A 19,984-nucleotide genomic window follows, 5' to 3' on the forward strand; every position below is an offset into this window, starting at 1 on the left:
CGGCTCGACCTATTGCGAGATCATGATCCTCGTGTTGCCGAGCCCGTTTCGACGGGCGAGCTGGTAGAATTGCGCTGCATTGTCGGGGTGGAGTCGCACACATCCATGGGACGCCGGGTGCCCGAGATGCTTCACGTCGAAAGTGGCATGCACAGCATATCCGCCATTAAAGAAAATGGCGTAAGGCATGGGCGCATTGTCATATTTGCGCGAGCGATGATGAAGCGACGCCCATTTGGCCCGCCAAGAACCGGTTGGCGTTGAATAGCCCGACCTTCCCGTCGAAACCTTCCAGCGGTACCGAACGACGCCGTCCTCGCTCACCGTCATCGTTTGCGCTGACAGGCTGACGCGCGCGACGAGCGACTTGGCGTTTGCCGACAGCGGCAACAACGCAATGATCAATGCCCCCAACGCTGCCGTGGTGCGCATAATTACCCCCGAAGGGCACCCCTTTGCCCGGGGACATTTTAGGTTGCGCCGAAAAAAAGAAAACACAGACAGCGGCGCCGCCCAAAAAGGGTCACCCGCCTGGTTAGAGCCATTCCGGTCGCTTAGAGGTAGGAGACGAGCGCTAAAATGGCAGCCAGCACCGCAAGAAGGCTGCAGGCCGAGTAGAACACTGAGATACCGGCGACGATGTCAGCAAGAATTGCCGCGGATCTCCCGGCGGCATGCATCATGGGTTCGCTGACACGCACCCCGCCATAGACGCGAGGACCGGCGAGTTGAAGGTCAAGGGCCCCGGCCATGGCCGATTCCGGCCAGCCTGAATTGGGTGAGCGATGCAGGCCGCTGTCGCGCAGCGCCGCAGACAGGGATCGACGTCCGGCAGCGGGGCCGAGCCTTATGGCTGCAGCAGCGGCAATCAGCAGCGCCGAGAGCCGGGCAGCCGGCCAGTTGGCGAGATCGTCGAGCCGCGCCGAGGCCCAGCCGAACTCAAGAAAACGCTCGTTCTTGTGGCCGACCATCGAATCGGCCGTGTTGAGCATCTTGTAGGCGAGGAGCCCCGGCAGACCCGCGATGGCGTACCAGAAGACCGGCGCGACCACGCCATCGGCAAAATTCTCCGACAAGCTCTCGATCGCCGCGCGGCAGACACCGGACTGGTCCAGCGTGTTCGGGTCACGCCCGACAATCATAGCAACGGCCCGGCGCCCGCCGGGAAGCCCATCGGACCGCAGCCCGTTGGCCACGGCAAGCACATGATCACCGAGACTTTTTTGCGCGAGGAACACCGCCACCACCACGATCTCCAGCACCGAACCGAATATCCCGAGCCTGGACGCCATGTTGGAGAGGACCGCCCCGCTGGCTGCCGACAGCAGCAGAAGCGCGAGGATGGTGACGACGCCGTTCAGCCGCCGCCCCTCGGGGGTGAACCCCTTGCCATTCAGACGCTGCTCAAAGGCGTCGATCCCCTTGCCGAAGACCACCACCGGATGCGGCACCTGCCGCCACAGCCAGGGCGGGTCGCCGATGATGCGGTCGAGAACAAGGGCGAGAAAGAGAAGGACGAGATGGATCATGGCTCAGGCGTTACGCCACATCTTCAGCGCCTCGGCAAGCCGGCGGTCGCCGTCCTGGTCGGGAGACAGCCCGAAGCGGAGCCAGTCCGGCCGGTAGTCGAATCTGCGGGTCAGAATGCGATGGCGGCAAAGATGGGTGTGCAGGTCCCCTGCCCTTGGATCCTCGACCAGCGTCAAAAGTCCGGCATCCCCCCGAATGAAGAGGCCGGCATCTCGAAGCACGGCATGAAGAGTCCGACAGCGCTCGCCAATCCCTCTCCGGATGTGTTCGCTATCGGCAGTGAGCAACTGCGCCGCAATTTCGAGCGCCGGACCGGACACCGCCCAGGGGCCGAGCCACTCCGCAAACTGATCGGTGATGCCGTCTTCCGCGACGAGGAACCCGAGGCGGATACCGGCAAGGCCGAAGAATTTGCCGAAAGACCGGAAGATGATGACCGCGGGATGCCCACTCCCCGCCATGCTCAACTGAGGAAGCATGTCCCCGAAGGCCTCGTCGATAAGGAGTAGGCCGCCTGTACGGCCGACGTCGTCTGCAAGCCGCATGAGGCGTTCGGGCGGAATCGCACGCGCATCCGGATTGTTCGGATTGACCACGACGACCATGCCGTGGTCCGGCGTGATGGTATCGAGATCCACGATCCGATCGATGGGCAAGCCCGCCTGCTGAAAGGCCCGGGCATATTCGCCATAAGTCGGCGACAGGATGGCAACGCGGCTGCCCGGCCGCACGAGGCGCGGCAGAAGCTGGATGACCGATTGCGTGCCAGGGACCGGCAGAGGCAGCCGATCGCCAGAGCGATAATAGCAACGCGCAGCGTTGCGCGCAGCCTGCTCGCGCTCGAGGTCCGGCAGGCGGTGCCAAGCGCGAGGCGAAATCTCTGGCAAAGGCGGCGGGCACGGGTTGATGCCCGTCGACAGATCGAGCCATTCTTCAATTCTTCCGCCATAGAGTTCGGCCGCCGCTGCAAGGCCGCCGCCATGCTGAATGGGCGCGATCATGCACTATCTCCCATGCGATCGATCAGATGCATGTAGGATCCGCATACCTTGCCGCGGCACAGTCCGAACGCGCCGAGCGCCTCGCCCATTGCATCCTCCGCCTCGAAGAGACGTTCGGCAGCGCCCTCAGACACCACCGTCGAATAGTGGAATTCATGGGCGGAAAAAGAACCGGGCAGCAGATCCTGCGCCAAGGATCTCAGCCGACGATAGCCGAGGTGACGGGCGCGGGCCGCATAGCTGGTGACAAGCGGCAACAGCCCGAGCATCTGATGTTGCTCGCCTGCGGCATCGACGAGTCCCTCGCCGAGAACCATATAGCCGCCGCATTCGCCATAGACGGTCACACCTCGGCTGACCGCCCTTTCCATCCCGGCTTTGAAGGTCTGCGCTGCAGCGATCCGGCCGGCATGCAGTTCCGGATAGCCGCCAGGCAGATACACGGCACCGGCATCCTGCGACGGCGCCTCGTCGGCGAGCGGCGAGAAGAAGGATAACTCGGCGCCCTGGCGTTGCCAGCCGTCCAGCAGATGCGGATAGGAAAAGGCAAAGGCAATGTCGCGCGCGACCGCGATGTGTTGGGCGAATGGGGCGATCCCGACAACGACGGGCGAAGGCTGCGAGACGGCCGTGGTCGCTGCTAGCCCCGTCAGCGCCGAAAGGTCACATCCTTCTTCGATCGCATCGGCAGCCGCTTCGATAAAGGCTTCGAGCCCTGCGTGCTCGCTGGCTTGCACCAGGCCAAGATGCCGTTCCGGCAGGCGCAGGTCGGGGTTGGAACGCAATACGCCGACAACCGGAAGGCCAGTGCTCTGCAGTGCGGCGCGCAGCATGGCTTCGTGTCTGGCGCTGCCGACTTTGTTGAGAATGACGCCCGCCACCTGCACATCGGCACGGAAACGAGCAAATCCGGTCGCCATGGCCGCAACCGATTGTGACATTCGAGCGCAGTCGATCACAAGAACGACGGGCAGTGACAAGAGAGCGGCGAGATCAGCGGCGCTACCGGTGCCATCGGCAGCCCCATCGAACAGGCCCATCATCGCCTCGATCATGAGAAGGCCTACCTGCGACGAGCGCTTCGCCTGATCTCGCAGGGCGGCAGGACGCATGGCCCAGGGATCGAAATTGAAGCAGGTAAACCCCGAGGCCGCCGCATGAAAGGCAGGGTCGATGTAATCGGGGCCAGCCTTGCCAGGGGCCACTTTGATCCCGCGCCGCGACAGCGCCCGCATCAAGCCGAGCGTCACCACCGTCTTGCCGGAACCGGAGGACGGCGCGGCGATGACGAGCCCGCTCATGCGGTGTCTTTCCGATCCACGGCAAATGGGTCGGGCAGGAGTTTGCGGCCCGAAAGCGCACCCAGCCAGTCGAGCGAGGGGCGCAGCCGCACGACTTCGCCGATCACCACGATGGCCGGCGGCTCGATACCGGCAGCCACCATGTCGGCCTCTGCGCGGCCAAGCGTCGTCTCAAGCACGGTCTGTTCCGCAGTCGCGGCATTGCAGACGAAGGCGACAGCCTCATCGGCACGTCGCCCAGCCGAGACCAGATTGGCCGCAATCTGCCCGATATGCTTCATCGCCATATACATGACGATGACGGGTGACCCGCGACCGATCGCGTCCCAGTCGATCCGATCGGGCACGACGCCAGAGGAATCATGGCCCGTCAGGAATGTGACGGCGTGGTTGACCTCGCGGTGGGTGACCGGGATGCCGGCATAGGCGAGCCCGCCGATACCGGCGGTAATGCCCGGCACGATACGGAAGGGAACGCCGTGTTCGATCAGGGTAAGAGCTTCCTCGCCGCCACGACCGAAGACAAAGGGATCGCCGCCCTTCAGCCGCAGGACGCGGTGGCCGGCCTTGGCCAATTCGACAAGTCGGAGCGAAATATCGCGCTGCTTGGCAGACGGCTTGCCGCCGCGCTTGCCAGCGTATTCGAGGATGGCCCCGGTGCGCGCGAGCTTCAGGCATTCTTCATTGACGAGGGCGTCGTGCACGATCACATCCGCCTCGGCCAGTCCTTTCGCCGCGAGCAAGGTCAGTAGCCCGGGATCGCCCGGACCAGCGCCCGCAAGCCAGACATGGCCGGGCTCGATGGCCGGCAGGTGCATGGGCAGGGCAAGACGCGTCGTGTCACTCATAGCCATGGTCTAGGCTCCGGCCCTTCAAATTGCAATTGCGCCGTGCCGGCTTTCCGCCACTTCGCGTCCGCCCGAGCCTTCCTCAGCGCGCGCGGCTCGCCTATAAGCGAGCCATGAGCGAAGCGGATGACCAGCAACTGGGCGCAGAAGGCGGACGGGTGGACAAGCCCGAAGGTGGCGGGTTGCGCAGCGGCTGGACCACCGGCGCCTGTGCGACCGCTGCAACCAAGGCGGCCTTCACCGCGCTGCTCACCGGTGACTTTCCCGACCCCGTGACCATCACCTTGCCGCGAGGAGAGATGCCGGCCTTCGCGCTCGCCTGCGAAGGCGTCGACAGCGGTGCGGCCTTTGCGGGCATCGTCAAGGATGCAGGCGATGATCCGGATGTGACCCATGGTGCAACCGTAATCTCGACGGTCCGGCGGCTCGCTCCCGGAAACGGCATCCGCTTTGTGGCGGGCGACGGTGTTGGCACGGTGACCAAACCCGGCCTGCCGATCCCCGTGGGAGAAGCCGCGATCAATCCCGTGCCGCGGACCATGATGACGGCGGAGATCGAAACCTTGGCAAAGGCACATGGCGTCACCCCCGATGTCGAGATCACGATCTCGGTTCCGGGCGGCGACGTGCTGGCCAAGGAAACCTGGAACCCGCGCCTCGGTATTCTCGGCGGCATCTCGATTCTGGGCACCACGGGCATCGTGCACCCCTTTTCCTGCGCGGCCTGGATTCATTCGATCCACCGCGGCATCGATGTGGCGCGCGCGGAGGGCCTGACCCATGTTCTGGGCGCGACCGGATCGACCTCGGAAAAGGCAGCACAGACCTTCTACGGCCTGCCGGACGGCGCGCTGCTCGACATGGGCGACTTCGCCGGCGGCCTGCTCAAATATCTGCGCGCTCACCCGGTTCCAAAGCTGACGATTGCCGGCGGCTTCGCCAAGATGACGAAGCTCGCCCAGGGGGCCCTCGACCTGCATTCCGGCCGCAGCCAGATTGACAATCTTCATTTTCTTTCATTGCCTTGTGCTGAGAACCTGACTCAGATTGAGCGGGAGCGGATTCAGAATGCCAACACCGCCCTGGAGGTTTTTGGAATCATGAAGGAACTTGGTCTCGACGTGGCATCCGACATCGCTGAAGCCGCACGTCGCACGGCTGTGTCGGTTTTGCGCGATGCGCCAGTAACGGTGGACATCATTGTCATCGACCGCAGTGGAAACATTATCGCCCATGCCAGGTAAGCCAAGCGATCCGCCACCGGCGACTTCAAGCGCCATGCCGCAGAAGATCCTTATTCTTGGAGGTACTGCCGAAGCACGGGAACTCGCCAGCCGTCTGGTGGACGAGGGCCATGCAGTCACCACCTCGCTGGCCGGGCGCACGCTGGACCCGATCCTGCCGCGCGGGGAGGTCCGCATCGGCGGCTTCGGTGGGGCCGACGGTCTTGCTGCCCATATCCGCGAACACGGCTATGACCGCGTCATCGACGCCACCCATCCCTTTGCCCGGCGCATTACCGAGAACGCCATCAAGGCGACAGCTGCGACGGGCATAGCGCTTGAGCAGAGACTGCGTCCGCGCTGGCAGAAACAACCGGGCGACCGATGGCGGTCGGTCGGTTCGCTTCAGGCGGCAGCAAATACCCTACCCGCCGGCGCCACTGTGTTCCTGGCTCTCGGTCGGCAATATCTCGATGCGTTTGAGACCAGAGGCGACTGCCGTTTCATCATCCGGATGGTAGATGCCCCGGAGGCGGCGCTTCCCATCCAGGACTACACACTGGTGCTGGGGAAGCCGGCAAGCGATGCCGTGCGTGAGGCGGACCTCTTCACCGCCCATGGTGTGACCCATCTTGTCTGCCGCAATTCGGGTGGACCGGCCGGATATGCGAAACTGATTGCGGCGAGACAGCTGGGCCTGCCGGTCATCATGCTTGAACGCGACTGAAGAAGCCCGAAATCAGCGGAATTCGAAGATCTGGCGGAAAACGCCGGGCGCGATGATCGACAGCGGGTTGATGACCAGATTGGGCTTGGCGCTTGCACCGGTCAGCTTGAAGGTGATGCCAAGCAGTCCACGGTCGCGACCATTACCGAGAATGGCGCCGATGACCGGCAATTCGCCAAACAGGCGGTTGAGACCATAGGCCGGCATGAACGTGCCGGTGAGGTCGATCCGCCCTGCCCGGTCACGGACGATCCCCTGGAACGTGGCCCCGATCTGCTCGCCGCGCACGATGCCGTTCTCGACGCTCAAGGAACCATCAACCACGGAGATGCGGGCAAAGGCACGCTGGAAGCGGGCCGAACTGACATCGATGTCGCGTCGCACGGCGCTGTTGAGGCTGCGTCCATCAGCGCCGGCCGGCGTCGAGACGATCGACTGCAGACGTTCTTCATTGTTAACCTGGACATTCCGCACATCGAGATTGCCGCTCCACGAACCGGGGCGGATCTCGGTCAGTCTCAGATTGGCAAGCCCGCCGCTGAGACGGTTATAGACATCGAGGAAGCGGACGACGGCGCCAAGGTCGCTGCTGGTAAAGGCCAGTTCCCGCTGCCCCTCCGGAGAGCGCAGCTTGGCAACGACCGCCTGACCGCTTCCGGTGACTCCGGAGAAGTCCACCGCATTCACCCGGCCTTTGCTGCCGGAATAGACCAGCGACACGCCCGATAGCGCCTCGTTGCCGAAGCCGACCACGCGATCGAGCTGGCCGTCGATCCGCACTGCGGGGCCAGAACCACCACCGCCCGCAGCACCGCCGCCATCCTCACTTGCGTCGGGCTGCTTCAGGATCGAGATCAGCGAGCGGGCATCGAAGGCGCTGCCGTTCGCCTTGACGGAGTACACGCCCTTGGCGTTGCGCACGGTAAGCGCGATATTGTCATCGGGCGCCAGACGAACCTTTGAGAAATTGGCGGCCTGCAGGCCGTCCCGATTGATCGACAGCTCGCCTGCGGCCCCGAAGCCATCGCCGGCCAGGATGAAGTTTTCGATGGTCGACTGATTATTCTCGCCGCTGATCAGGTCAAACTTGGCAGTCGCGCCGATACCCTGCCCCTTGCTCCAGCCGACCCAGGGGACGGTCAGCGTCGCAGCTCGAAGATCAACCGAAACCCCCTGCCTCTTGTCGCCAAGCCAGGTCATCTCCACAGAAACGGGGCCATCAAGGATGGTGCCGAGGCCGGGCACCAGCTTGTTGCGCGCGGCATTGTCCAGTTTCGCGCTGATCGTCCGCTCGCGCGCGACGGCATCCGGTCCCGACTGCACCGGCTCGGTCGCCCTGATCTCCATCGGAACGTCTTCGACCTTCGCTGTCGCCTCAAGGCGCGCCGCCTGCGGGTCGACCAGCAGTTTCCCCGTCACATCCGTCACGCTTCGCCCGTCAAACGGCTTTTTCACGTCGACCTGATCGAGGTCGACTTCTGCCTTCCAGACCGGCGGTGGCGGCTTTTGATCAGCAACCAGACCGAACCTCGCTTCGACATGCCCCTTCACCTGACCGGCGAGATCGGCGGGTGCGAACTCGGTCCTCTGCAACGCCTCGATCGGCTTGAACGACACCAGTTCCGCCACGGCATCAGCGGTGCCGCTCACGTCAACGCTGAGATCCGCCATCAGCGGCTTGTCATAGGCTTTCGCCAGAACCAGCGTACCGGCATCCAGCTTTACCACGCGGCCCGACGGAAAATAGGACCCCGCCGATCGGATCTTCACTTCGACCCGTTCGCCGACCATGTCGATGCGCCCATAGACGTCCCGCAGCGGCGGGATCGTACCGGTCAGGTTCATCCGGGCATCGTCGACATCCAGACCGATGCGCAACTCGTCCTCCCCAAGGCGCACGGACTGCGGCTCGATCGATAGGCGGTTCTGCGGGATGAACACGTCGATCGTGCCACTCGGGATAACGCCGCCATAGATGTTTTCGAGCACCCAATGGCGCGGCTTGGAGGCGATCCAGTAAGGCCAGAGCTGCTTGAGCGCGGTCGTTTTCAGGTTCTTGACGGCCGCGTTAAAACGAATTTCGGGGCCGGTGCCGCCGAACCGGATCTGCAGCTTGCCCGCGAGATTACCATGGGGCGTGGACGCATCGACCGCGTCCAGCTGCAGCAGCTTCTCGTTGACGAGAAAACGGCCATAACCCCTGAGCGAAAACGGAAACGGCGTCTCTCCGGCATCGGGCACGTCAGCTCGTCCATTGGAGACCAAAAGGTCGATGCCAAACCCCTTGCCGAATTCCGGACCCTCCGGCAGTCGGTCGAGATCGATCAGACCGCCGGAGATCGGCAGGATCGTCCGGTCCAGCTGCGCGAGCGAATCGGCGGTCTCGATCGTATTCTTGGTAAAGTCGTAGCCGAAATTGAGGTTTGCCCTGGTGATTTCCTGCGGCTGACCATCCGAGTAGAAGGTCCCGCCCTGCATGTTGACGGCAAGGTTCAATGCAGGGGCTTCGGAAGCACCACCGCGTTTTGCCGAGAGCAACAATTCTGCAGAACCGTCGATCCCCTGCCGGGCGTCGCCGTTCTTTGATCGGCGAAGCAGGAACGGGGTGAGCCGGAAATCGGCGATGCGCATCGTCAGAGATTGCGCCTGTCCCCCGACATTGGTGGTCAACGCGGTGAGTTCCGTCTGCTGCCCGTTGACGGAGATAGCACCAAAGATCGACAGCGAATCATCTGCCCCACGCTCCATGGCGATATCATCGACAGCGAGCGTCAGCGGACGTCCGCTGGCGGTGGTCGCGGCCACTTCGAGCCCGCCGATCCGCAGCCGGTCGAGGCCGCCCCGGGCGAAGAAAGACTGGATCCGGTCGAGTTGCTCGAAGGCGCCCGCCAGAACGTTTGGCATCGAATCGATCCGTACCGTGTTCAGGTCTAGCGGCTCACGCTTCGGCAACAGTCGGGCATCGAGGCTGATGCCTTCACTGACAACTTCGCGCACGGAGAAGCGCCCGCCGAGCAAGGCGAGCGGCTCAACAACGAATTTGACCGATTGCGTCACGGCCACCTGCTGGCCCAGTTCGGCCTGGGTGAGCTTGACGTCATGGGCCTCGACGGTCAGTTCCATGTCGCCGGAGAAGCGCACTTCCGTGGACCCGACCACCGCGCGAAACTGCGGAGCAACCGCCTCGTCCAGGACACTTTGCGCGCGGCGCGCCAACGCCTGATCGAGAGCACCGCTTTCCACGACGGCATATACACCCATCAAAACGACGAGCCAGAGAGCCGAGAGGCCGCCGAGAATACGGAAGATACGCCGCAGCACGGATCGCCGCGGCGGTGGCGTGTGCACAATGAGGGGATCCTCGACCTGCGCGGACGGGAGGGCATGCAGCGGCACGATGTCCCGCTTGCGAAACCGTAGCTTTTCGCCCCGGATCTCCGACATGTCCTGGTGATTGTCTCCGTCGATCGATGCCGCTATCAAGTCGCTCTGGACGACCTCCAAGCGGACTATATATCGAGTGCGCCGACAATCACCCACAAAACAGGCAAAAGAAAGGTTATCCCATGACGGAATTGACTGCCGGGGACAAAGCCCCCGATTTCTCCCTGCCCGCCAATGGTGGCGCCACCGTTTCGCTCGAGCAATTCTCCGGCAAGCCGCTCGTCCTCTATTTTTACCCGAAGGATGACACCAGCGGCTGCACGGTCGAAGCCGTTGACTTTACGAAGCTTTCGGCTGATTTCGCAGCAATTGGCGCGACCGTCGTCGGGGTCTCACCCGACTCGGTGAAGAGCCACGACAAGTTCGCTGCCAAGCACAATCTCTCCGTCCTCCTGGCCGCCGACGAAACCCATGCAGCCCTGGAGGCCTATGGTGTGTGGAAGGAAAAGAGCATGTACGGCAAGACCTATATGGGCGTCGAGCGCACCACCTTCCTGATCGACGGCTCCGGCAAGATTGCCGAGGTCTGGCGCAAGGTGAAGGTGCCCGGCCATGCGGAGGCGGTTCTGAAGGCAGCCCAGGCTCTCTGATGTCCGAGATAGCGGTGAGCCAGCCGACGACACCCTTTCATTCGCTGCGCGGGGCAGCCACGCTCGCCATCCTGAGCGCCGACCTCGACGAGAAGACGGCGCTGGCGCAGGCGGCGGCGGTCCGTTGGCAGGAACGGCGTCTGTCGCTGCGCTCGCCGCTCGATCCGGCCCTGCCCGAGCGGCCGGGTCGGCCGGTGAAGCCTGAACTCGTGCCTCCGAAGGCCGTGGAGAAGCGCTCCCTCCACACGCTGCCGGGGCGCATAGCCCTCCTCCATGCGCTGGCGCATATCGAACTCAACGCGGTTGATCTTGCGCTCGACATCGTCGCACGCTTTGCCAGCGAACCGGTGCCCCATTCCTTCTTCGATGGCTGGATGAGGGTCGCCTTCGAAGAGGCCAAGCACTTTCGCATGGTGCGCGACCGCCTGCGCGATCTTGGTGCCGATTATGGCGACATGCCCGCCCATGACGGCTTGTGGCAGGCCGCCCATTCGACCCGCAACGACCTCACTGCACGACTGGCCGTCGTGCCGCTCATTCTGGAAGCCCGCGGCCTCGACGTCACCCCGGCCCTGCAAGACAAGATGCGCCAAACCGGCGACCTCGAAAGTGCCGAGGTTTTACGGGTGATCTATGAGGACGAGAAGGGGCATGTCGCCGTCGGGGCGAAGTGGTTTCGATTCCTCTGCGCCCGCGAAAAGCGGGATCCGGCCGCCACCTTTCAGGATCTGGTGCGGGCGAATTTCCGCGGCCAGCTGAAGGCGCCCTTCAACGATGTGGCGCGCGCCGAGGCTGGCCTGACACCGTCATTCTACCGGGTTCTGTCTTCGAAAAACAACTCGTGAGGGGCACCTGATCCGAGCCGTCTGAACGCTTTGTTAACCCTAATTATGCGTAATTCCCTGGGCGAGACGACATGAGACGACTCGCCATCATGCCGCCGCCCAAGGGCTTAAGGCGTGGTCGGACGGGAAGGGGAACGGGCGTGGCAGCGGGCACCAATAACCAGGTCTTCGGTAGGCGGAAGGAGCCGCATGTCGTCATCTTGGCGAGTGGCGACCGCATCCGCCATATGACCATCAGGCCTTGGATGACGCTGCTCACCGTCTGCTTTCTCGGGATCCTTGCGCTCGGATATCTCGGCGCCACCACCTATCTCGTTTTGCGCGACAACCTGATCGGCGCCACCATGGCGCGCCAGGCGCGCATGCAGCATGAATATGAAGATCGGATCGCAGCGCTCCGTGCTCAGGTCGATCGCGTAACCTCCCGGCAACTGCTTGATCAGCAGGTTGTCGAAGACAAGGTCGAAAAGCTGCTCGAACAGCAGATGGCGCTCACCTCTCGTCACGGCAAGATCGATGCTCTCCTGCAGGGTGCCGGTGCTGACACGGACCTCCCCGGCGACGGCCCCGTGCCGACAGATAGACCGAAGAAGGACGGCAACGAAGCCTCGCTGCCCAACAAGTCAGCTCCGGCCTTTGCCTCCCTGCTTGGCTCGGCAGGCAAGCAGGAAGCAGCATCGAACCTGGCGCTCGGCTACGTGCCGATGACACAGGAGAACGTAGCCGACCGCGCTGACCGGTTGTTCTCTCATATGACCTTGTCTCTGAAGGAAATCGAGGCGGAGCAGCTCGAACGGATCGACGAACTGGCAAGCGGCGCTTCCGCAACCGCCGACAAGATCGCCGGTATCCTGAAACGCCAGGGCGTTCCTGTCGACGAACAGGCGGCGGTCCAAACACAGGACGCCGTCGGCGGTCCTTATCTCGCCCCCCGTTCCGAGCAGGATTTTAACACCTCGCTGAACGAGCTCGATGCGGCGCTGACCCGGCTCGAATCCGTGCGCGATACCGCGCGCCGCCTGCCCTTTGCCAATCCAGCGCCTGGCCGTGACATCACCAGCCGCTTCGGCAATCGACCAGATCCGTTCTTCGGTGGCCTTGCCATGCATGCCGGCATCGATTTCCGCGCCCCGACCGGCACCGAAATCCGCACGACCGGCGCAGGCAAGGTAATCGCGGCAGGCCAGTCGGGCGGCTACGGCAACATGGTCGAGATCGACCACGGCCTGGGCATCTCCACGCGCTACGGCCACATGTCACGCGTTCTGGTGAAGGTCGGCGACGAGGTGGCGACGGGAGACGTCATCGGCCTCTCCGGCTCGACCGGTCGCTCCACCGGCCCACATCTGCATTACGAAATCCGCCGCAATGGCGATGCCGTCGACCCCATGCAGTTCCTCAATGCAGGCATGAAGCTCACACCGCTGATCAATTGACGTGAATTCATTTTCCGTTCAACGTGATGGTGAACAGGAAACGATCTTATGGATGCAGCGTCGCTTGTGGCTTTTGCCCTCGCATTCTTCCTATTCGCTGCGAGTCCGGGCCCTGATAACATGACCATCGTCGCCCGTACGCTGTCGCAGGGCCCTGCGTTTGGGTTTGCCTATGGCGCGGGCACGCTGGTCGGCATTCTGATCTATCTCGCACTCGCCGCCTTCGGCCTGTCCCTGCTTGCACAGGAGATGGGGATCGTCATGGTCATCCTGCGTTATGCGGGTGCTGCCTATCTCATCTACACCGCCTACCGGCTGTGGACCGAAACGCCTGTCATTCCGGAAACCACACGCCAGGCCGACCGGCGGGGCCTGTCGACGACCTTCCTGACGGCGATCGCGCTCAACCTCGGCAATCCGAAGATGCCGTTGTTTTATCTGGCTCTTCTGCCGGGCTTCGTCGGTTCGACCTTCGGCATGGACGACTATGTCGCGCTCGCTTTGGTGATCCTTCTCGTGGAGATCGTGGTGGTTGGCGGTCATGTCTGGATTGCCGGGCGCGCCCGCTCTCTGCTGCGCATTCCGGCCGTGGTTCAACGGGTGAACCGGATTGCCGGAACCGCCATCGGTCTTGCCGGGATCCAGATCCTCTGGACAACCAGGTTGAATTAAACATGCGCTTTAAGCCTTTGTAGGGTTAAATCCGCCTGTTTCCTTGACTTTCGGGCCGTTTCCCACTATTCGCCGCAACCATTCGAGCCCATATCACGGGCGACTCATGGATGTTCGCGAGAACAGGAACGGAAACTACTTCCCTTTGACAACTTTTGCTGACCTTGGCCTGAGCCAGAAAGTCCTTTCAGCCGTCACCGATGCCGGCTACACGACCCCGACCCCGATCCAGGCAGGCGCGATCCCGCCAGCCCTGCAGCGGCGGGATATCTGCGGCATCGCACAGACGGGGACCGGCAAGACTGCGTCCTTCGTTCTTCCCATGCTGACCTTGCTCGAAAATGGCCGCGCCCGCGCCCGCATGCCGCGCACATTGATCCTTGAGCCGACCCGAGAACTGGCTGCCCAGGTCGCCGAGAATTTCGAGAAATACGGCAAGAACCACAAGCTCAACGTGGCCCTCCTGATCGGCGGCGTCTCCTTTGAAGAGCAGAACCGCAAGCTGGAGCGTGGCGCAGACGTCCTGATCTGCACCCCCGGCCGCCTGCTCGACCATTGCGAGCGCGGCAAGCTGTTGATGACCGGCGTAGAAATCCTCGTCATCGATGAAGCCGATCGCATGCTCGACATGGGCTTCATCCCGGATATCGAGCGCATCGCCAAGATGATCCCGTTTACCCGCCAGACCCTGTTCTTCTCGGCTACCATGCCGCCGGAAATCCAGAAGCTGGCTGACCGCTTCCTGCAGAATCCGGAACGCGTCGAAGTCGCCAAGCCATCGTCGACAGCACTCACCGTGACGCAGCGTCTCGTTGCCTGCCACAACAAGGACTACGAGAAGCGCGCCAAACTGCGCGAGCTGATCGGCACCCAGAGCGAGTTGAAGAACGGCATCATCTTCTGCAACCGCAAGAAGGACGTCGCCGACCTTTTCCGGTCGCTGGAACGTCACGGCTTCTCCGTTGGCGCGCTGCATGGCGACATGGACCAGCGCTCGCGCACCAACATGCTGGCCGGTTTCAAGGACAACCAGATCACGCTTCTGGTCGCCTCCGACGTTGCCGCCCGCGGCCTCGACATCCCCGATGTCAGCCATGTCTTCAATTTCGACGTACCCATCCATGCGGAGGATTATGTCCACCGCATCGGCCGCACCGGTCGTGCCGGCCGTTCGGGCGCAGCCTTCACCCTGGTGACGCGCAGCGACACCAAATTCCTCGACGCCATCGAGAAGCTGATCGGTCAGAAGATCGAATGGCACGACGGCGACATCTCCGCGCTTCCGGCTCCGGCGGAGAGCCATGACGAAAGCCGTGGAAAACGTGGTCGCGACAAGGGTCGCGAGCGGCGCGGCGGTCACAAATCGGATACGCGCAGCGAGTATACCAAACCGGTAGAGGAAGAAGTGGTGGAAGCAGTGAAGGTTGAGGCGGTAAAAGTGGCAGAACCGATGAAGGCCGAGCCGGTGGCAAATGATCGTCGCGGCGACAAGCGTCACGGCAACAATCCGCGCAACAACCGCAGCAGCCAGGCACCGGCGAACGATGATAATCGTGATCGTCGTCGCAACCGCTACCATGACCACGACGACGGCCCGACCCCGGTCGGCTTCGGCGATGACATCCCCGCCTTCATGCTCGTCGTGGCCGCTGCCAAGGCCTGACCGTTCATGGGTTTGCCCGGCATTGATTTTCCTGGCCTCGGCGTCGGTCTTGCCATCCTTCGGGATGGCAAGTTGCTTTTGTGCAGACGCATGAAGGCGCCCGAAGCCGGGCACTGGAACATTGTCGGCGGCAAGGTCGACCATATGGAACCGGCAGCAGACGCGGCGAAACGTGAAGCCGAAGAAGAGACGGGCCTGACGATCGGTCCCATCACCTATCTCGGCGTCACCGAGCAGATCATAAAAGCGGACGGCCAGCACTGGGTTTCGCTGCTCTACAAGGCAACCGAGACGACAGGCGAACCGCAGCTGACCGAACCGGACAAGCTCTCGGAAATAGGGTTCTTCGAGCTGGACAACCTGCCCCAGCCCCTCTCGGTCTTCACCCGCGCCGTTCTTCCCTATTTGCGCTGATCGGCGCCTGTGATCCTGACGGCCGCCTCGAAAGCCAGCCGCGCCCATTTCGCCATTATATCCGGGTCGTCATAGGCCTCATCCGGCACGGTCCAATACGGCATGGCGACAGGCTTGCCACCTTTGCCTTCATAGACCCAGCGCTTTGCGCCGGCAGCTTCCAGCAGTGGCGCGCTTTCGGGATCGCCCTTCAGCATCAATTCGTCGCGGAGTTCCAACGCGAAGATGATGCCATGGTGATAGATGCCCTTGCCGCCGAACATGCGCCGGATGCTGACCGGGCCGACCGCCTCGAACATTTCCTCGATCGCAGCATTGTCCATCGTCAATCCTTCAAGATGCCACCGGCGGCGATAACGGCTTCCGGTGTATCGACATCAAGCCGAGCAGCAGCCCCGATTTCGACATCGATAACGGGAATGTCAGCGCTCTCGATCACCGCCCGCGCGCCGATATCACCTTCCAGCGCCTTCAGTACCTCGAAAGTGTGCGCCGGCAGGATGACCGGATTGCCACGCTGGCCGTCAGCCACAGCCCGGATGATGGCCGGTGATTCCGCATCGCGCAAGGTCTCTGCGAGGCGCTGTATATCCTCTGTCGCGACACCGGGCATGTCCGCCAGCAGCACCATGATCGCCGGCAAGCCCGCAGCCTCGGCGGCCAGCAGGCCCGCGCGCAAGGAGCTCGCCATCCCGGTATGGTAAGCCGGATTGTTGACGAGTTCGACGTCAAGACCTTCCAGTGATAGAGCAATCTCGTTTGCTCTGTGGCCGGTGACGACGAAGACTGGACCGCAGTCGGCTTTCACGGCTTGACGCACCACCCGCCGCACCAGCGCCTCACCTTCAAACGTCGCCAGCAATTTGTGCGACCCGCCCTCGCCCATGCGGCTGGCGCGACCGGCCGCGAGAACGACAATACCGAGAGCGGGGCGTTCAGTCTCGGCTCCTGCGCCAGCGACAGCGAGACGCGGCAGCGGCCGGCTCGGAATTTCCATCAGAAGGCCTCCCACCCCCCACCCGGCCATCTCGTCAGAGGATGGCGGCAGACCGGACAAGATACCATTCAGCACCCAGTCGAAACCATTGTCTTTGGGCGAACGGGCGCAGCCCGGTGCACCGATGACCGGCACCTCGCCGATACGACCTAGCACCAGCAGATTACCGGGGTCGACGGGAAGGCCGACCCGCTCGACGGTGCCGCCCGCAAGCCGGATGGCCTTGGGGATGACATCCTCGGCATCGCAGACGGCGGATGCGCCGAAGATGACGACAAGCGGCGGCAGCTCGAGCGTCTCGCCATCTGTCTTGCCAAGCGCAGCACTTAGCGCCTCCGCGACCGCTTCAGCGTGATGCGGCACGCGACGCTCACTGACGAGACGGCTCGACGAACGCTGAAGCCGCGCGTCCAGCACCCGCGCCGTCTTGTCCATGACGGATCGCTTCAGCGATGGCAGCTCGGTCGCGATCAGATGCACGGCGTGAGGCTGGTAGGCGCGAACCGAAAAAGCCTCACCCGCTTCCAGCACCTTTGTCGCCGCGTCCAAACTGGCCGCGGAAACGGCAAGCGGATTGATCTTGATGGTCGCCACCAAATCGCCGGCCCGCACGTCGCTGCGATCGGCGAGACAGGCGAGTGTCATGGCGGGATCGACGCGGTTGAACCGATCGACCACAGCCTTGTCCGCGGCGAACAATCCGTTGGCGACGGCATAGAAATTGACGCGGCCAGTTGCGGCCGGCCCTTGCTCCAGCCCCGGGCCATGGATGGCCTCAGCCAGCAGAGCAGCAGCCTCATCCTCCGTACGATCTCCCGCCTCAAGCCTGCGTACGATGACCTGCTCTACCCCTCCATTGCGCAATCGCTCCAGATCACCTGCACTCAGCCGGCGTCCCTTGGCGAGTTTTCCGGAAGCAAGCGGGATGGAATGAGCGAGAATGGCGCCCAGCGCTTCATCAAGCGGCAGCGGCCCGAAGCTCATGCGGCAGGCCCCAGATGATCGGCGAGCGTCCGGCGGCGCAGCGACTGGATGATATCGGCGAGTGTGGCGACGGCGATCTCGGCCGGTGTAGCAGCTCCGATGTCGAGGCCAATGGGCGCAGAGATCCGATCGGTCTCTGCAGGACCGAAACCTTCGGCGGCAAGACGTTCAACGCGTTTCGCATGGGTTTTGCGGCTGCCGAGCGCGCCTATGTAGAAGCAGCCAGCCTTCAGCGCTGCGATGATACCTGGATCGTCGATTTTCGGATCATGGGTGACGGCAACGAGCGCTGTAAACCGGTCGAGCGGCTGCTCAGCCAGAGCATCCTGTGGCCACTCTGCGACGAGATCGACATTTGCAAACCGCTCCGGCGTGGCAAAGGCGGTGCGCGGATCGATGACTTGCACGGAATACCCAGCCAATGCAGCCATCGGCACGAGTGACTGGCTGATATGCACTGCACCGATCACCACAATGCGGGGCGGCGGCAGATGCGCGTTGAGGAACCACGAGCGGTCGTCAACAGTCCCAATGCCGGACTTTCCGGACCGCAAGCGCTGGGCGATCTCCTCCGACAAAGGTCCCTCCACCGGATCGCCCTCGACCACCAGACGGCTCAGACCGCCGCCAAGATCGGTCAAGACGACAGCGGCCCGTCGGGCCTGCCGCGCCGCATTCAGCGCCTTGAGCAGCGAAATTTCCATCACCCGAGCCTTTCGACATAGACCCGGATGCGCCCGCCGCAGGACAAGCCCACACGCCAAGCGGTCTCATCCGCCACCCCGAATTCCAGCATGCGGGGAGTCCCGCTAACCAGCACATCAAGCGCTTCGGTAATGACCGAACCTTCTACGCAGCCACCCGACACCGATCCTTCGAAATTTCCATCCGCATCGATCACCAGATGGCTGCCGACAGGGCGCGGGGCCGAACCCCAGGTCTCGACGACGGTCGCGACGGCGACGCGGCGCCCTTCTGCCTGCCAGTCCTCCGCCAGCACCAGCGGGTCGCGCATGGCTGTCTCCTGGCTCATGATGTCATCCTTCCCTTCATGACGAGGCGCCCTGTGTCGAGCAAACGACGCGGATCACAATCTCGATCCAAGGGTGCCGACAGCGATTTCACGAGATCGCTGAGCGCATTCAGATTGTGCACCGATCGCAATTCGTCAACATGCGGCAGCATCGCCCGCACGCCGCGTGCCCGCGCCTCGAAGCCGGCAAAGCGCAAGAGCGGGTTCAGCCATACCAGCCGCCGGCAGGACCGGTGCAGCCGGTCCGTCTCGGTCGCCAGCAGGTCGACGTCATCGCGCTCCAGCCCATCGGTGATCAAAAGCACGATCGCGCCCTGCCCCAGCACCCGACGCCCCCATTGGCGGTTGAACTGACGGAGTGTTTCGCCGATGCGCGTGCCGCCAGACCAGTCGGCCACGGCATCGCTACACTGGGCAATCGCCTCGTCCGGATCGCGATGGCGCAATTGCCGGGTGACATTGGTGAGCCGCGTGCCGAACAGAAAGGTGTGCACCCGTCGGCGCCGCTCGGTCAGAACATGCAGGAAATGCAGGAAGATGCGGGTGTACTGGCTCATCGAGCCGGAAATGTCGGCAAGCACCACGAGCGGCGGCGGCTGTTCGCGGTGCGTGCGAAAGCGCGGCAGCATCAGGTCACCGCCGGACCGCAGCGACTGGCGCATGGTAGCGCGTGCATCGAATATCCGTCCTCGATTGGACGGCCGGAAGCGCCGGGTCTGGACCGCGTCGTCCGGCATCACCAGCCGTCCGATCGCCCGTCTGGCCTCGGCGAGTTCGGTCGCCGTCATCTGGCCGAAGTCGAGACGGCGAAAGACTTCCTGGCCAGACACGGTGAGCCGCGCGTCGATCTCGACATCAGGTTCGTCACGCGGCGCCGGTTGCCGACTCTTCTCGGCAAACAGCGCATCGCTCACCCGCGCGCCGCCGGCCTTCGGCTTCTGTCGCTCGCCGATCGCCGCCACCGGGGACATCAGCGCGATCATCTTGCCGATGAGATCGCGCGATCGCCAGAAGACGGAAAAGGCCTCATCGAAGACTGGCTGGTCCTCGTGGCGTTTGACGAAGATCGCCGAGAGCGCTGCGTGAAACTCGATGCGGGAGCCGATGCCGATCGCGTCGACCGCAGCGATGGCGTCGATCACGGCGCCCGGCCCGGGCTTCAGTCCCGCCCTGCGAAGCACGCGGGCGAAATGCACGATGTTGTCGGCAAGCTGTCCGTCACCCTGGACCGGTAGCGGCACGAGGATGCCGTCCTGTGCCTGCCCTCCTGCCATGG

19 protein-coding genes are annotated in these 19,984 nt (G+C 63.3%); 8 read left to right on the forward strand and 11 right to left on the reverse strand.

Translation table 11 applies throughout. The features are described 5' to 3' along the window. Positions 1-9: 9 nt before the first annotated feature. From FJQ55_RS10655 to cobA, 5 genes are all read right to left on the reverse strand, one after another. Positions 10-432, reverse strand: coding sequence for a L,D-transpeptidase (locus tag FJQ55_RS10655; protein WP_140827791.1), 423 nt, complete (start codon positions 430-432; stop codon positions 10-12). Between the two features lie 122 nt (positions 433-554). Continuing rightward, entirely contained in the window at positions 555-1,529 is a 975-nt protein-coding gene (cbiB, locus tag FJQ55_RS10660) for an adenosylcobinamide-phosphate synthase CbiB (protein ID WP_140827793.1), read from the reverse strand. Positions 1,530-1,532: 3 nt separating this feature from the next. Continuing rightward, the gene (gene cobD, locus FJQ55_RS10665) at positions 1,533-2,531 is read right to left on the reverse strand and encodes a threonine-phosphate decarboxylase CobD (RefSeq protein WP_140827795.1); all 999 of its coding nucleotides are present in this window, start codon (positions 2,529-2,531) and stop codon (positions 1,533-1,535) included. Continuing rightward, positions 2,528-3,832: a cobyrinic acid a,c-diamide synthase CobB gene (locus FJQ55_RS10670; protein ID WP_140827797.1), complete on the reverse strand. Its 1,305-nt coding sequence runs from the start codon at positions 3,830-3,832 to the stop codon at positions 2,528-2,530. Before FJQ55_RS10670 ends, cobD begins: the two co-directional genes overlap by 4 nt. Then, positions 3,829-4,686, reverse strand: coding sequence for a uroporphyrinogen-III C-methyltransferase (gene cobA, locus FJQ55_RS10675; RefSeq protein WP_208758194.1), 858 nt, complete (start codon positions 4,684-4,686; stop codon positions 3,829-3,831). Before cobA ends, FJQ55_RS10670 begins: the two co-directional genes overlap by 4 nt. A gap of 107 nt (positions 4,687-4,793) precedes the next feature. Here cobA and FJQ55_RS10680 point away from each other — a divergent pair, with 107 nt between their 5' ends. Continuing rightward, positions 4,794-5,924 carry a cobalt-precorrin-5B (C(1))-methyltransferase gene (locus FJQ55_RS10680; RefSeq protein WP_140827799.1) on the forward strand — a complete coding sequence of 377 codons (1,131 nt, stop codon included), beginning with the start codon at positions 4,794-4,796 and terminating at the stop codon, positions 5,922-5,924. Next, positions 5,914-6,630, forward strand: a complete 717-nt coding sequence (locus FJQ55_RS10685) for a cobalt-precorrin-6A reductase (RefSeq protein WP_208758195.1) — start codon at positions 5,914-5,916, stop codon at positions 6,628-6,630. The genes FJQ55_RS10680 and FJQ55_RS10685 overlap by 11 nt, the downstream gene beginning before the upstream one ends. A gap of 12 nt (positions 6,631-6,642) precedes the next feature. Here the strand turns inward: FJQ55_RS10685 and FJQ55_RS10690 are convergent, their stop codons facing one another. Continuing rightward, entirely contained in the window at positions 6,643-10,074 is a 3,432-nt protein-coding gene (locus FJQ55_RS10690; protein WP_140827801.1) for a DUF3971 domain-containing protein, read from the reverse strand. A gap of 122 nt (positions 10,075-10,196) precedes the next feature. Here FJQ55_RS10690 and bcp point away from each other — a divergent pair, with 122 nt between their 5' ends. The 6 genes from bcp to FJQ55_RS10720 all read left to right on the forward strand — a co-directional run bounded on the left by bcp (position 10,197) and on the right by FJQ55_RS10720 (position 15,694). After that, a complete protein-coding gene (bcp, locus tag FJQ55_RS10695) occupies positions 10,197-10,664 on the forward strand; it encodes a thioredoxin-dependent thiol peroxidase (protein ID WP_140827803.1) in 468 nt (155 codons plus the stop codon). Then, positions 10,664-11,509 carry a ferritin-like domain-containing protein gene (locus FJQ55_RS10700; protein WP_140827804.1) on the forward strand — a complete coding sequence of 282 codons (846 nt, stop codon included), beginning with the start codon at positions 10,664-10,666 and terminating at the stop codon, positions 11,507-11,509. Before bcp ends, FJQ55_RS10700 begins: the two co-directional genes overlap by 1 nt. Positions 11,510-11,598: 89 nt before the next feature. After that, on the forward strand, positions 11,599-12,945 hold the full coding sequence (locus tag FJQ55_RS10705; RefSeq protein WP_425467532.1) for a M23 family metallopeptidase: 1,347 nt from the start codon (positions 11,599-11,601) through the stop codon (positions 12,943-12,945). A 48-nt stretch (positions 12,946-12,993) separates the two neighbouring features. Then, complete coding sequence (locus tag FJQ55_RS10710; protein ID WP_140827806.1) at positions 12,994-13,617, forward strand: LysE family translocator; 624 nt, start codon at positions 12,994-12,996, stop codon at positions 13,615-13,617. A 145-nt stretch (positions 13,618-13,762) separates the two neighbouring features. Beyond that, on the forward strand, positions 13,763-15,280 hold the full coding sequence (locus FJQ55_RS10715; RefSeq protein WP_140827807.1) for a DEAD/DEAH box helicase: 1,518 nt from the start codon (positions 13,763-13,765) through the stop codon (positions 15,278-15,280). Positions 15,281-15,286: 6 nt separating this feature from the next. After that, positions 15,287-15,694 carry an NUDIX domain-containing protein gene (locus tag FJQ55_RS10720; protein ID WP_140827809.1) on the forward strand — a complete coding sequence of 136 codons (408 nt, stop codon included), beginning with the start codon at positions 15,287-15,289 and terminating at the stop codon, positions 15,692-15,694. Here the strand turns inward: FJQ55_RS10720 and FJQ55_RS10725 are convergent. From FJQ55_RS10725 to FJQ55_RS10745, 5 genes are read right to left on the reverse strand one after another with little or no spacing between them, the layout of a single operon-like run. After that, positions 15,682-16,017, reverse strand: coding sequence for a TfoX/Sxy family protein (locus tag FJQ55_RS10725; protein ID WP_140827811.1), 336 nt, complete (start codon positions 16,015-16,017; stop codon positions 15,682-15,684). The two genes, FJQ55_RS10720 and FJQ55_RS10725, sit on opposite strands and share 13 nt — an antisense overlap. A gap of 2 nt (positions 16,018-16,019) precedes the next feature. Further along, complete coding sequence (locus FJQ55_RS10730; RefSeq protein WP_140827813.1) at positions 16,020-17,675, reverse strand: NTP transferase domain-containing protein; 1,656 nt, start codon at positions 17,673-17,675, stop codon at positions 16,020-16,022. Further along, positions 17,672-18,379: an XdhC family protein gene (locus tag FJQ55_RS10735; RefSeq protein ID WP_140827815.1), complete on the reverse strand. Its 708-nt coding sequence runs from the start codon at positions 18,377-18,379 to the stop codon at positions 17,672-17,674. Before FJQ55_RS10735 ends, FJQ55_RS10730 begins: the two co-directional genes overlap by 4 nt. After that, positions 18,379-18,708, reverse strand: coding sequence for an XdhC family protein (locus tag FJQ55_RS10740; RefSeq protein ID WP_140827817.1), 330 nt, complete (start codon positions 18,706-18,708; stop codon positions 18,379-18,381). The genes FJQ55_RS10735 and FJQ55_RS10740 overlap by 1 nt, the downstream gene beginning before the upstream one ends. Further along, positions 18,705-19,982 carry a vWA domain-containing protein gene (locus tag FJQ55_RS10745; protein WP_140827818.1) on the reverse strand — a complete coding sequence of 426 codons (1,278 nt, stop codon included), beginning with the start codon at positions 19,980-19,982 and terminating at the stop codon, positions 18,705-18,707. Before FJQ55_RS10745 ends, FJQ55_RS10740 begins: the two co-directional genes overlap by 4 nt. Positions 19,983-19,984: the final 2 nt, after the last annotated feature.

Origin of the sequence: Rhizobium glycinendophyticum (assembly GCF_006443685.1) — a bacterium.
GTDB lineage: Bacteria > Pseudomonadota > Alphaproteobacteria > Rhizobiales > Rhizobiaceae > Allorhizobium > Allorhizobium glycinendophyticum.